This is a genomic window from Spiroplasma endosymbiont of Poecilobothrus nobilitatus, assembly GCF_964030655.1.
Lineage (GTDB): Bacteria > Bacillota_I > Bacilli_A > Mycoplasmatales > Mycoplasmataceae > Spiroplasma.
In genome coordinates, this window is the sequence record NZ_OZ034915.1 from 793,185 (window position 1) to 806,886 (window position 13,702).

General features: G+C 25.9%; 15 protein-coding genes and 1 pseudogene. 5 read left to right on the top strand and 11 right to left on the bottom strand.

The annotated features are described in order from the left end of the window. Window positions 1–604 precede the first annotated feature (604 nt). From AAHM76_RS04590 to yihA, 3 genes are read left to right on the top strand one after another with little or no spacing between them, the layout of a single operon-like run. Complete coding sequence (locus AAHM76_RS04590; protein WP_342255510.1) at window positions 605–1,315, top strand: hypothetical protein; 711 nt, start codon at window positions 605–607, stop codon at window positions 1,313–1,315. Then, complete coding sequence (locus AAHM76_RS04595; protein ID WP_342255511.1) at window positions 1,266–2,114, top strand: RNA methyltransferase; 849 nt, start codon at window positions 1,266–1,268, stop codon at window positions 2,112–2,114. The genes AAHM76_RS04590 and AAHM76_RS04595 overlap by 50 nt, the downstream gene beginning before the upstream one ends. After that, on the top strand, window positions 2,114–2,713 hold the full coding sequence (gene yihA, locus AAHM76_RS04600) for a ribosome biogenesis GTP-binding protein YihA/YsxC (protein WP_342255512.1): 600 nt from the start codon (window positions 2,114–2,116) through the stop codon (window positions 2,711–2,713). The genes AAHM76_RS04595 and yihA overlap by 1 nt, the downstream gene beginning before the upstream one ends. 467 nt (window positions 2,714–3,180) lie before the next feature. Here yihA and AAHM76_RS04605 read toward each other — a convergent pair whose 3' ends face one another. After that, window positions 3,181–3,393, bottom strand: a complete 213-nt coding sequence (locus AAHM76_RS04605; RefSeq protein WP_342255513.1) for a hypothetical protein — start codon at window positions 3,391–3,393, stop codon at window positions 3,181–3,183. A gap of 185 nt (window positions 3,394–3,578) precedes the next feature. Beyond that, the gene (locus tag AAHM76_RS04610; RefSeq protein WP_342255514.1) at window positions 3,579–3,743 is read right to left on the bottom strand and encodes a hypothetical protein; all 165 of its coding nucleotides are present in this window, start codon (window positions 3,741–3,743) and stop codon (window positions 3,579–3,581) included. A gap of 186 nt (window positions 3,744–3,929) precedes the next feature. Between AAHM76_RS04610 and AAHM76_RS04615 the strand changes: the two are divergent. Next, window positions 3,930–5,040 (top strand): annotated as a pseudogene (locus AAHM76_RS04615) (IS3 family transposase). Here the strand turns inward: AAHM76_RS04615 and AAHM76_RS04620 are convergent. The 8 genes from AAHM76_RS04620 to AAHM76_RS04655 form a co-directional block, all read right to left on the bottom strand. Next, window positions 5,002–5,427 (bottom strand): IS3 family transposase, encoded by a 426-nt coding sequence (locus tag AAHM76_RS04620; RefSeq protein ID WP_342255515.1) that lies wholly within the window; start codon window positions 5,425–5,427, stop codon window positions 5,002–5,004. The pseudogene AAHM76_RS04615 and the gene AAHM76_RS04620 overlap by 39 nt on opposite strands. 53 nt (window positions 5,428–5,480) lie before the next feature. Then, complete coding sequence (locus tag AAHM76_RS04625; RefSeq protein WP_342255516.1) at window positions 5,481–5,759, bottom strand: transposase; 279 nt, start codon at window positions 5,757–5,759, stop codon at window positions 5,481–5,483. 110 nt (window positions 5,760–5,869) lie between these two features. Further along, window positions 5,870–6,949, bottom strand: coding sequence for a radical SAM family heme chaperone HemW (gene hemW, locus AAHM76_RS04630; protein ID WP_342255517.1), 1,080 nt, complete (start codon window positions 6,947–6,949; stop codon window positions 5,870–5,872). A 309-nt stretch (window positions 6,950–7,258) separates the two neighbouring features. Continuing rightward, on the bottom strand, window positions 7,259–7,669 hold the full coding sequence (locus tag AAHM76_RS04635) for a hypothetical protein (RefSeq protein WP_342255518.1): 411 nt from the start codon (window positions 7,667–7,669) through the stop codon (window positions 7,259–7,261). Between the two features lie 113 nt (window positions 7,670–7,782). Further along, complete coding sequence (locus AAHM76_RS04640; protein ID WP_342255519.1) at window positions 7,783–8,328, bottom strand: hypothetical protein; 546 nt, start codon at window positions 8,326–8,328, stop codon at window positions 7,783–7,785. A 150-nt stretch (window positions 8,329–8,478) separates the two neighbouring features. Next, window positions 8,479–8,652, bottom strand: coding sequence for a hypothetical protein (locus tag AAHM76_RS04645; RefSeq protein ID WP_342255520.1), 174 nt, complete (start codon window positions 8,650–8,652; stop codon window positions 8,479–8,481). A 255-nt stretch (window positions 8,653–8,907) separates the two neighbouring features. Beyond that, a complete protein-coding gene (locus tag AAHM76_RS04650; protein WP_342255521.1) occupies window positions 8,908–10,620 on the bottom strand; it encodes an MSC_0882 family membrane protein in 1,713 nt (570 codons plus the stop codon). A 53-nt stretch (window positions 10,621–10,673) separates the two neighbouring features. Next, entirely contained in the window at window positions 10,674–10,934 is a 261-nt protein-coding gene (locus AAHM76_RS04655) for a hypothetical protein (protein ID WP_342255522.1), read from the bottom strand. 144 nt (window positions 10,935–11,078) lie between these two features. Here AAHM76_RS04655 and AAHM76_RS04660 point away from each other — a divergent pair, with 144 nt between their 5' ends. After that, window positions 11,079–12,038 carry an IS1/IS1595 family N-terminal zinc-binding domain-containing protein gene (locus AAHM76_RS04660; protein ID WP_342255523.1) on the top strand — a complete coding sequence of 320 codons (960 nt, stop codon included), beginning with the start codon at window positions 11,079–11,081 and terminating at the stop codon, window positions 12,036–12,038. 239 nt (window positions 12,039–12,277) lie between these two features. On the opposite strand, the gene AAHM76_RS04665 is transcribed toward AAHM76_RS04660, so the two are convergent. Beyond that, a complete protein-coding gene (locus tag AAHM76_RS04665) occupies window positions 12,278–13,636 on the bottom strand; it encodes a BMP family ABC transporter substrate-binding protein (RefSeq protein ID WP_342255524.1) in 1,359 nt (452 codons plus the stop codon). Window positions 13,637–13,702 lie beyond the last annotated feature (66 nt).

Below are 13,702 nucleotides of genomic sequence, written 5' to 3' on the forward strand. Positions count from 1 at the left end.
TCATTAAATGTTAAACTATAACTTCAACTAGCATCTCCAGTTCTACCATAATAGTAATAATAATTTACTATTATATCATTATTAGCTAGATAAGGACTAGCGGAAATTGTTGTTGGTACAGCACTTCCACTAATAGTTAATACACTTAATAAACTAAGTAACCTTTCATGCTTGTTTTTCTCCTTTTCTTAACCTTGAAACTTTTTATCAAGATCTACCTGCATTATATATATATAAGAAAAATTATGAGTTATTTTAATAAATTTATCTTGAAAAACAGTTCTTATTACGCGTTTTAAGGGCTATATTAGCAATAAAATAAAAATTATTGTGTTTTGTTGTGTTGTTGGTGTGTTGTGTGTTGTTTGTGTGTGTGTGTGTGGGGTGGCGTTGTTGTGGGTCCGATGAATAATGCAAATAAATTTATTTTTTTAATAGAAAAATAAAAAATCAATCTCACAAGAATTGTTTTTTGCCGGTTCATCGTACAGGACGCCTTATGATGGATTGTTTTGTTAATTTCAAATTATTACTTTACTTAACAAAATATCCAAGATAAAATTATAATCAGTAGTTAATTTTAACTAAAAAGGAGGTTGGGGGGATGCCATCATATTATACAGAACATATTTTAAAATTAAAGCAGCCAAAATTAAAAGCACCATTAACTGATACCGAAATTAATTCTATTGTAACAGCTTTTAAGCATTTAGTTTGTAAAATTAAAAAAGATGCTGTTGTTATTAAGCATCAAAAATTTGGATATGAACTTTTTCGTAGTAAAGCAGACGACAAATATTGAGCATATGCTCTTACATTTACTGAACCTCTTAATCCATTAAAACCAATTTATAAACATCATTGAATTGGTAATGCTTTTATTGGTTATGGGTATGATACATTAGAAGAAACAATTAATCAAACTTTTAAAATGATGGAACAAGGACCAACTGCACAAACAAATTTTCGTGATTATTTAACTAGTTGAGATGAAGAGAAAGACCGCATTTTATTAGGTTGAGAAGAAAAAGAATGGTCTTTTGAAAAATATCAAAAATTTCAGCGTTGATATGAAAAAAACAAGGTTAAAATTATGGCAAAACAAATTGGAGTTAAGGATGCCGAATATTATAATAAAGAAATTAATGATAAAAATAATAGGTCTGGATTAGCGGTTTTATTAGGAAAAATGCAAGACCCACCAAAACGCCCTCGATCAATGGCTGTTGTAATGCGCGAAACAGCAAAGACAAAAGAAAAATGAGATGACCCAAAAACCAAAAAATACCTTGTTGGTTTTATGTATGTCAATTAAGAAAGAATGCCATATTATTAATTATCGAGAAATTAATTCAACGCAAAATGAACATATTAAATTATTGGCAAAATTAAAAGAAAAAAAATATCGAAAAGAATTTAATTTAGCCTTAATTGAAGGATGAAACATTATTGATGAAGCATTACAACAAAATATTGTTGTTGAAATTTTAACAACAAAAGCAAATCAACCAAAATTAAAAAATTTTAATAATATTTTATTAACAATAGTTCCGGAATTAATTTTAACTAAGTTGAGCCAAAGCAAAAATAGTCAAAATATTATCGGTGTGATTGATTTAACGAAGGTTAAGGAACAAAATAATTTTCAATTTAATCAAAACATTCTTTTATTAGAAAACATTCAAGATCCAGGCAATGTAGGAACATTAATCAGAACTGGCCTTGGTTTTGGTTTTACAAATATTATTTTGTATAATCATACTGTTGATCTTTTTAATGATAAAGTCTTACGTGCTAGTCAAGGTGCGATTTTTAAAGTTGCAATTAAAGAGATTGATTTAAATGAGATTAAAAACTTCCAATTAAACCAATATAAAATTATTACAACAGGTTTAAAACAAAAAAGTCTTTATTTACAAGATTGTCAGTTTAAACAAAATGACCGGTATATTTTAGCATTGGGTAATGAGGGGCATGGTCTTTCAGCAACATTGCAAGAAATTAGTGATTATAATGTTCAAATTAAAATTAATTCACAACTTGAGTCATTAAATGTTGCTCAGGCAGGAGCAATTTTAATGTATGAAATTAATCGTCAGATGGAGGGAAAATAATGTTTAAGTTTAAAAATGCGAGTTATATTACATCAGCGGTTAATAAAACAGGTTGAATTAATGATGATTTATTGGAAATTGCTTTTTTAGGGAAAAGTAATGTTGGTAAATCAAGTTTTTTAAATATGTTGACAAATCATCGCCAATTAGCAAAAGTTTCGCAAATTCCCGGGAAAACTCGTATGTTAAATTTTTTTGCAATTAATAATAACCAATTTCGAATTGTTGATGCGCCCGGATATGGGTTTGCAAAAGTTGGCAACCAATATAAGATGGATTTTGCAAAAATGATGGAAGAATATTTAACTAAACGCGAAAATTTAAAATTTGTTTGTTTGTTAGTAGATTTACGTCATCAACCAACTCAAGATGATTATGAAATGTATCAATATTTAAAGCATTTTAACATTTTGACAGTTTTAATTGTAACAAAACTTGATAAGGTAAAAAAGAATGATATTCAAAAGCACGAAAAGATTATTAAAGCTAAATTAAATTTTGCCGATAGTGATTATTTTATTAAAACATCAAGTCGAAATAAAATTTCCCGTGATGAATGTTGAGCATTGTTTGCAAAATTATTAAATTTTAATGAATAGTTAAAATATTTTAAATTAATAAACTTATTAAAACTATTTTTATTAAATTAGCATATAATTATGATACATAAGGAGTGTTTAACATGAATAGTTTTTCATTGACAAAAAAAGGCTTTTGACAAAATTTTGTAGTATTAATTATTCTTAGGTTTTTAATAAAATTAAGTAATTAGAAACAAATTAGGTTTCGCTTATGACTAAATGATAACAAAATTTATAAAAAATTCAACTTCTTTTAAAAATATAATTTTTAGTTAAAAAATAATCTATAAAATTATGAATTTTGACACACTAAAAAATACTTTTTAAAGTTATTATTAATTTTACAATTGAAATTTATAAACATAAAAATTGATTTTGAGATTAATTTAAATTAAAAATATTAAATTCAATTTTTTCTTTATTTTTATTAGTTTTATCAATTTTTTCTTCATTGATTTGACTATTAAGTCTTAACATTTAAGTAATTAACATATTGGTAAATGTTTCTTTACAATAAATTTTCGCACCCCGCGCCCCTTAACAGCTTTAATATAGTGTGATATATCGCCTTCCATGTGACAACCAATATTATATTCTAACGCTTGATTTTCAATGCCTTCTTTATTATTTTTAATTAATTCAATAGTTTCTAATAAAATTTTCTTTTTATTATCAATAACATAAGGTAAATGACACATTAAAAAATCTAATAATGCTTCATAATTTCCAGTAAAAAAATATATTTTTGTTAATTTATATTTTAATCTATGAATTCGGTTTTTCTTACGATTTGGAAATAATTCTTTAAATCTTTTTACTAAATGAAATTTATCTAAACTATATGATACATTGTTATTTTTATATTTTGCTTTTATTGCTTGCTTTATAAATTTTTTAATTTTTTTTCACCATCACTTAATATTAATATTTTAGTATCTTCATTAATATCATAAGTATCGATTAATTTAAAAATTTTATCAATAAAACTATCAATATTAGATTTATCATTTTTATTCATCATTTGAAAAACGCCTTTTTTATTTTTCATTTTTTTTCTTTTTTTCGTTGACTTTTTTCATTAATACCAACATGCATAGTTGAAAAAAATATTTTATTTTCAACTTTCTTTTTATTTTCTCACATAGGTTCAAATTGGATAGGCCACAATTATTAGGACCATAATTATATAGACTTCAAAATTAGATAAAATTATTAAGAAAGAAGGAATATAAAAATGGGAAATAAAACTTCATACTCTGAAGAATTTAAAAAACAAATTGTCATGCTATATAAAAATGGTAAAAGTGTTATTAATCTAGGGCAAGAATATAATTTACCAAAACCAACTATTTATAGTTGAGTTAAAAATTATAATAATTCTGGTTCATTTAAAGCAAAAGACAATCGCACACTAGAAGAAAATAAAATAATAACTTTACGAAAAGAACTTAAAGACCTGAAAATGGAAAATGACATTTTAAAGCAAGCCGCACTGATAATGGCCAAAAAATAACAATAATTAATAACAACAAAACAAAATATTCAGTAAGAAAAATATGTAAGATTTTAGGTTTACTAAAATCAACGTATTATTATCAAACTAATAAATGTATTAACAAGCAAGTTAATAATTATGAACAAGAAATTATCAGTGCCTTTAATAAAAGTCGCAAAATTTATGGGGCTCGCAAAATTAAAGTTATTTTAAACAGAAAAGATATCATCTTATCGCGGCGAAAAATCAGATTATTTATGATCAAAAATAATTTGGTTTCTAAATACACCAAATTAAAATATCATAATCATAAAACAACAGTCAATAATGACCAAATTAATAATATTTTAAATCGTCAATTTAACAACAAAAAACCTAATGAAGTTATTGTTAGTGATTTAACATATGTTCAAGTTGGCGCTAAATGACATTATATTTGTTTATTAATTGACTTGTTTAATCGTGAAATAATTGGTTATAGTGCTGGTCCGAATAAAACAGCCGAACTGGTCCAACAATCTTTTCATAAAATAACACGACCATTAAATCAAATAACTCTATTTCATACTGATCGTGGTAATGAGTTTAAAAATAAAATCATTGATGAAATTTTAATAACTTTTAATATTAAAAGATCATTAAGCAATAAAGGCTGCCCTTATGAAATGCTGTGGCTGAAACAACTTACAAAACTTTTAAAACTGAATTTATTAAGGGTAAAAAATTTAAAAATTTAACACAATTAAAATACGAACTTTTTGATTTTGTGCATTGATATAACAATATTCGAATTCATGGCAGTTTAAATTATTTATCTCCAGTTACTTTTAAAAAACAAATGTCTATATAAAAAGTGTCCTAAAAAGTGTTGCCATTCCAGTCATTTAGCGCCAACTTGAACATATGTTAAATCACTAACAATAACTTCATTAGGTTTTTTGTTGTTAAATTGACGATTTAAAATATTATTAATTTGGTCATTATTGACTGTTGTTTTATGATTATGATATTTTAATTTGGTGTATTTAGAAACCAAATTATTTTTGATCATAAAGAATCTGATTTTTCGCCGCGATAAGATGATATCTTTTCTGTTTAAAATAACTTTAATTTTGCGAGCCCCATAAATTTTGCGACTTTTATTAAAGACACTGATAATTTCTTGTTCATAATTATTAACTTGCTTGTTAATACATTTATTAGTTTGATAATAATACGTTGATTTTGATAAACCCAAAATCTTACATATTTTTCTTACTGAATATTTTGTTTTGTTGTTATTAATTATTGTTATTTTTTGGCCATTATCAGTGCGGCTTGCTTTAAAATGTCATTTTCTATTTTCAAGTCTTTAAGTTCTTTTCGTAAAGTTATTATTTCATTTTCTTCTAGTGTGCGATTGTCTTTTGCTTTAAATGAACCAGAATTATTATAATTTTTAACTCAACTATAAATAGTTGGTTTTGGTAAATTATATTCTTGTCCTAGATTAATAACACTTTTACCATTTTTATATAGCATGACAATTTGTTTTTTAAATTCTTCATAGTATGAAGTTTTATTTCCCATTTTTATATTCCTTCTTTCTTAATAATTTTATCTAATTTTGAAGTCTATATAATTATGGTCCTAATAATTGTGGCCTATCCATCTTCTTTAGTTACATTATAGCATAAGTATTAATCAATAATATTAACTAAAATATCATTTAAAATATTTAAGCCTTGGCTTGTACAACGTAAATGATTATTATCAAAAACTAAATTATTTTTTTGCACTTCTACATCAATTTTATTTTGATAGTAATCTACTACTGCTTTTGCATCTTTAACCTTTGTTAAATCAATGCCATTTAAAACGCGTAATCCCATCATTAAAATTTGAAAATAATAATCCTTTAACGATAATTCTGTTTTAGTTTGTGTTCAATTAGCATATTTTCGCGAATTCTGTAATAAATAATAACCATCGTTATTAATAAAACCAGCTGCACTAGGGCCAAGTAATCAAAAAGACTTATTAGTTCAATATGCTAAATTATGTTGTGATTTTTTGTTGTTATTAGTATAATTTGAAATTTCGTATCTTTCATAACCTATTTTAGTTAATGCAGTATTAATAATTTCATCAAATGCAATATCATACTCTGGTAATTTAAGTTTTGTTTTACCCCAATATGAATTTTCTTTTAAAATTAACGAATATCAACTAATATGATCAGGTTGTAATTTTTGAATCATTAACAAATCTGCCTCAATATCAGCTTGTGTCTGATCAAATAAATTATAAATTAAGTCAAACGAAATATTATCAAAACCTTCTTGACGAGCTAAGTAATAACTATTAACAACATCAGAACTATTATGATAACGATTAACTTTTTTTAATAACTGATCATTAAAAGTTTCAACACCAATTGAAAGACGGTTAATCTGATATTTCTTTAAAAGCTGTAATTGACTTTTTGTAATTTTTTCTGGATTTAATTCAATTGTATATTCAATTATTGGTTCTTGCACAACTTTTTGTAAAAGTTGTAATAGTTGTTCTAATTGATTATCATCTAAACTATTTGGTGTTCCTCCTCCCAAATAAATTGTTTTTAAAGCAAAATCAGGATGAGGCTGAGCAATTTCATGTGCTAATGAAGTTAAATATTCTTCAATCATTATTGGGCGTGATTTTTTAATTTTAAAAAAATCACAATAAAAACAAATATGGTCACAAAAAGGAATATGTACATATAAATGTTCAATCATTATTAATCCTCACTTCTTTTATATTTTAATAATATAGATTATAATTTCAAGTGCAATAGTTATATGTTTTTTAATAATTAAATTAAAAGATTTTATTTAAAAATTAATCAACCTCAAATTAAATTATCTGTAAAAATGAATATTCACCATTATTAATAATAACTTCTTCTTTACTTGGAGAAATAAAAAAACTATAGTAAAATTTACCATTTGAAACCATTATTGGCAGACCAAAACTCTTATCTTTCTTACCACCAGCGGGAATTTTTCTTAATAATTTTACAGTAAAGAATTTTTCCGTTTTATTAATTAGATTAATTTTATATGTAGAACCATCAATCTGATCAACATTAGTGAAATAAAACTCAATTTTTTTAAATTTTTTATAGTGATAAAAAAATCAACAATAGGTCCAAAAAATGGAACAATATTATCTGTTTCTACCTTTTGTTCTAAAACACTAGCACTTTTAAGTACCTCATCAAAAGTCGATTGGTCCATCTTAAAAACAAGGCGATAATTCTCATAATATGTTTCTAACCTAAAACAATGTCAAAAATCTATCAACAATTTTGCAAATTCTTCCAATTCAGAATTAAATTTATTTTTTGCTACTAAAAATTCAACATTTTGTTTTAATTTTATTTCAGTGCGGTTACGTTTAAATTGTAAACCTTGAATCATAAAGTTATTTATAATAAAAAAATCTATTTTAAACAAAACATAATAATCTTCGTACTCAGTTAGTTGATTTAGAATATATGTCTTTTTATAAAAGTTTAAAAAATTTTCTGGTGTTAATTTATCGAAATTATAGTTCTCACATGCCCGCGCTAACACAGACTGCTCTTTAAGAAAACCATAGTTTGAATAAATAAAACTTTAAAATAAGACATGGTGGATATAAGATAAGTACCAAAAAACAAAATATTTTGCTTTTTTAAATCCTCTGTAACAATATCCCAAATTATCTCGCCGGGGTTTATTTGATTAACATACTTTGGCATTATAATTTGATAATTTTGATCTTTCAAAACTTTATTAACAAAATTAGTAAAATACTCCTCAATATTATCCTGAATCTTATTTAAAACATCTAAATCATTAGTTATAGTTTCTAGAGATTCAATGTTATCCCTCGCTTGCAATCCTTTAAATCTCACTTCATAAACAAGATTAACCTGCACTGTAATTCCCAATACTGCTTGCGGAGTATCTTGTAATAACTTTGCGATGTTATCAAAATTAATATTATACAAAGTAAATGAAATATCATCCTCCGCTAAAAACAACGGCATTGTATCAACATAATAATTTGAATAGCGATCTCGTAAATCTTGATTAAAATTAACAAACTCTGCTTTAAAACCAACAAGCAACTGTGTTAAAAAACGATATCTACTAATTGTATTACTTTTTAAAGTTAAACCATCATCCTCTGATTTTAACTTTCCTACTCACTCTGTAAATGAAAAAATTTGTTCCGGATAATCATTAATATCAATTGTTTTCTTTGTATCCCATTACGCTTATAAAGTTTGCTTTGCTTCGTTTTTTATCTTATTTAAAATGCCAAGATCTTGCTGTTCATCGAACTGGTCTTCATCAGGCTCATGCTTTGGACGCGCGGTACAACTAGCCACCCCAAACGCACTACCACTGTCTAACACAAAAGCACTAAAAAGAGTTAATAACTTTTTCATCAATATGTCACCTTTCTTCAATAAGATATTTATTATTATATTGGATAAAAAAGCGCACTCGTGCCTTTAACAAATTATTTGCAAGATAAAAGTTATCTTGCAAATAAAAGATATTAAGAAATCATATTATTAAAATTTAATGCTATTTTCATATAAAAATGTTTCTCCTAACATTATAATTTAATAATAAACTATAACAATTGTTATTTATCTTTTGGTTAAGAAAAACATTATCAATTATTTTTAAAACAATATTTAATTTCGGTTAAATCAACGACCAAGTAATGCGTCACCGTTTCGTTTACGACGACGAGCAATTAATCATGGAATTGAAATTACTAGTGTTAAAATAATTAAGAAAACAATAAAAATTACTAAACAAATACGGTTTGTTTTTTTCTTTAAAGCTGCTAATTCTTCTGGATGAACAATTTCATATCCATAATAACAAATAATATTTGCTTTTCTTTTTTTTGTTAAAACAATATTCGCAATATGAACGCCTAATGTTACGATTAAAATAATAATTGTAATTGTAATGGCTGCTGTTAAATCATCAACAATGCCTCAACTTCAAAAACCAAACCGGAACTCTTCACCCGAATGTTGTTGAAAACCATATAAAATTCCTAAAATAATTCCACCAAAGAAATAAGTCGGAAATGCTAATCAATTTAAAACAATACTGCGAACAGTCATTTTTTTATAATTATCAATTAAGAAATGCGGAATAGTATGATTCCCTCGTGTTAAATTAGAAAGATAACTATTTGTTTCAATTCGAACTCGTGATAAATCAAAAATACCAGCAAACAATAATCCTAGAGAAATTAACAAAAAAGTAATTGTCAAAAATGGATGAGGAATATATTTCGCTTTAATTCCCATAATTGCTTCTAATTCTTGTTGATGAGAAATAAAATATAAGGCAATAAATAAACTTGTCATCATTGTGCCAATAAAACCAATAATAATCATAATTAAGGTACGAATTTTTTCCCAACGAATCTCACGAGCAATTTCTAAAGGAATTAAACGGTTAGCATATTTTTTTTTAAAACGACGACGACGTTGTTTTTCTGATATCTGGGGCTGATAAGCATAACGATTATTTTCGCTGCTGTTTGTTAAAGCTGGTTGATCAAATTGCGCTGATGGAGTAAAATGACCATTTTGATAATACGACGGTGGCGCCGGCATTGAGTTTGTCATCATTTGATTATCATCAAAATATTGTGCTGAATTTACACCACGATAGGCTCCTTTGCTATCATAAACTAATTCTGAACGATTAAATTGTTCATTAACTTGTGATTGATGATATGGTGATGCAACACGCGATTGATAAAGAGGACGATATTGATTTGCATACATATTATCATCGTTAACATAACCATCACGGTAATTCTGATATCCCATAAATTCGGCATTGTCATATCGCCCTTGATTTTGTTGTCCTGACCAATATTGATCATAATTAGAACTTGTTACATGCTGCTGAATTCGACGTGGTAAAATTTGTTGATGAACTGGGCGTGAATAATTTTGCGCAGCATCATGATTATAATATGGTTCAACATAACCCGGTGGCATTTGTGAAGCATTTACATTCATTGCATCACGTTCTTCTTCAAGATACTGGCGGTCATGATTATTAGCATAATAATTATATTGGTTACTTAAGTTCATTCGTGCTGGGCGAATTGTATTATTATTTTGATATAACATTTCCATATTATTTAATTGGTTTTGTTTATATGCTTCATTTGGACGAAAGTATTGATTTGACGAAAGATGATTTTGTGGCATCCCATTTGGATAGGGTTGATTTTGGTTAAAATCAGCATTATTTTGATTTATTAATTCAGGATTAAAATTATCACCAAAACGATTTGCTGATTGCATTGGTGATTGTTCATGTTGTTTATCTTTCACTATAAAAGATTTAACCGTATTAAAAAAACCCATTCTTTGTTTCACCTGCCCTAAATGTGAATAACATTGTATTAAAAAAGAAACTGCTAGTTTTTATCACCCATTTTTTTAGCTAGCATAATTTCTTGTTCAAAATACTCAATGTTTTCCTTAAAACTAGTTTCTTGTTTTAATTTTACAATATTCGTTCAATTACTACTGCTTTTTTTACTTCGAAATAAAGAAAAAGTAATAATAAAATAAACAAATAATAATAGCGCTGCAAATCCTAGTAGAAAACTAATTAACCCGATTACTGGAATGTCTAAATCTAAGATTGTTATACTTGTTGTCAAGAAGCCCTCCATATAAACACCACACTATCTATGAGTATTATACTATACTTTTTAAAATTTATGCAAAAAATATACTTTAATTTTGTAGAAAACTCTTGATATTTATAAAATATACCTAAAATTAGGTATATTCTTAATATAAGAGGTGAATAATTAATGGAAAAAATAATTGAAGAATTAATAAATAGTTTAACAGATGATCAATTTTTAGAATTTCATGAAAAAGTCAAAAAAGAAGCAGAATTAATTAAAAAAAAAAAACGCTTAAATGAAATTGATCAAAAATTTAGGGATAAAGGTATTAAATGTCCTAATTGTCAATCTTTTTATTGTGTTAAAAATGGTCATAATCCTGAAGGAAAACAAAAATATTTATGCAAAAAATGTCGCGCTAGTTTTGATGCTTTTCGTGATCATTTTACGTATTGAAGTCATTTAAATTATGAACAGTGAAATTTATTGATTCAAATTTCATTATTAGGCCAATCTAGTAAAATGATTTCCCGTTTTATTAAAACATCACCGAAAACCGCTTGATATAATCGCCAAAAAATAATGAAATCAAAACAATTAGAAAACACCCAATTAAAATTTAAAACTTTAAATGGCCAAATTCAAATCGATGAAACATTTATTAAAGAAATCCACAAAGGTAATTTTAAAGATAAATTTGATAAAAGAAAAATTCATCTTAATTCATTTTCAACCAACACTAAATGTTGTATTCAAATGGCTGTTGATAGCAATAATAATATTTATGTTAAATCAGTCAACACAAAACGATTACAAAAACAGTGAATTATTGAAAATATTAATAAACAATTAATCAAAGAAAATTCAATTATTATTTCTGACATGCAACCATTATATTTATTAGTAGCAAAACAAACAAATTATATTTTATTAGCAACTAAAACTAGTGCAAATTCTGATGCTAGTTATCGGAAGTTAAATAAAATTAGTAAATTACAATCAAATCTTAAAGAATCCTTAATTCATTATCATGGCTTAGGTTTCACGAACATTCAAAATTATTTAAATCTCTGAAAATGAAAATACCAGCATAAAGGTTTAACGCCAAACCAACAATCATCAGTATTATATTTTAACGTATAAAAAAGTTAAATAACAATATTAAAAGTTTATATAATTTTCTTTTAAAGTTATCATATTGATGATTTTTTTTATTTCATCAAGAGTTTTCTACAAAATTAAAAAAAATATATTATTTGTTCGAATATTATTTTAGGTACCAGTTTAACAATAATTTTAAACTATTTTCAAAAATAGTTAGTCATTAAACCGCCCGTTAAGCGGTTTAGGAGGTACCTAATTTGATATTCGGTCTATTATTTTTATTTTAAACCCTTTTCTAACGTCTCTAATAATTCAGTCTTTACTTTATTTTGTGTTTGATAAGTTAATTTTAATGTATCAGTAAAATGTCCTTGTTTAATTTGATCATAAATTATCCCAATTGTTGTTGTTAATTTAGTAATCTTTGCATCGTTATTAATATAATTAATAATACTATCATCAATCCATTTTGTTTTTTCAATGCCTAATCAATTTGGATTTGTTTTTGAAGATTGGTCAGTATTAATTCAACAAGAATCAAGCTTCTTATTATCTCATTGCTTAGTTACATTATTATAACTACAAGTTGATGAATAGATATTAGATAAGGCATCTTGTGTTGCTTGTGCAATATTTAATAACCCACTAGTAATAATATATTCATCACCATATATTTGAGATTGTGCTGTATCAACTCCAACAACTTTTGCTTTCGTTTTATTATATTTAATTCGGTCAATTGTATCTTGGGTTTGTGGTCCTGCAACAGGAAAAATAATACTTGCTTTTTTATTAATTAAATAATCAGAAATTACTTTTCCTTCTCCATGGTTAAATGATTGTGAAAACCATGATTCATTGTCATTTAATACTTCCTGAACTTTTTTTATTGGTAATAAATTATTAATTTTGGGGTTTATTTTTTTAATTATTGCTAAAATATCTGTCATCAATTGATGTAAATTAGGATATGTAATATCGGTCTTAATAATTTCATTAAATACATCCGCTGATAATAAAAATCCTCATAAATAATTTGAAACGCCAACTGGATTATCCATTCCTCCATAAGTTGCAATATTTAACTGCTGTTGAAATTCTGTTTGGTGCAAATTAAGTCATATTGTTGTAATAAGACCCGCTAAAAAACCAGCAATTTCTTTTTGAAATAAAATTCCTACAATATTATCAGCTAACGGACCATATGGGTCCATATTTTTATGGACATTCTGACCACCACCATCAATAAAAATAACATTATCCACTAAGTTTGCTGCTCAACCAATGGTATTGGCATGACTAAAGCCAGGTAAAATTAGCGTCTTTGCCCCAGCAATACTAGCTGTAATATAAGCTGCTTTAAATTCACCCGGTGTAATACCATTTGGTTCAAAATAGCTAGCTCGCAATGGACTATCTTGTCATTTTATCATTGGAACTTGGGCAAATTGTGACACGATATATTTGTTTGCTCCTTCTCACGCTGATTGAATATAAGATTTATCATTAATTGACCCGCCACTAGTAATTACCCAAATATCATACATATATTGGTATTTTTTAACACAAGATGTTAAAAAACTAGCAGAAGTAGTGCCTATTTGTAATGCCATTAAAATCTTAATTATTTTTTTCATTCTAATCTCCTTTAACCATAATTTAAAAAAATACTAAAAATATTCTTTTTTATCAAAACAAAAATT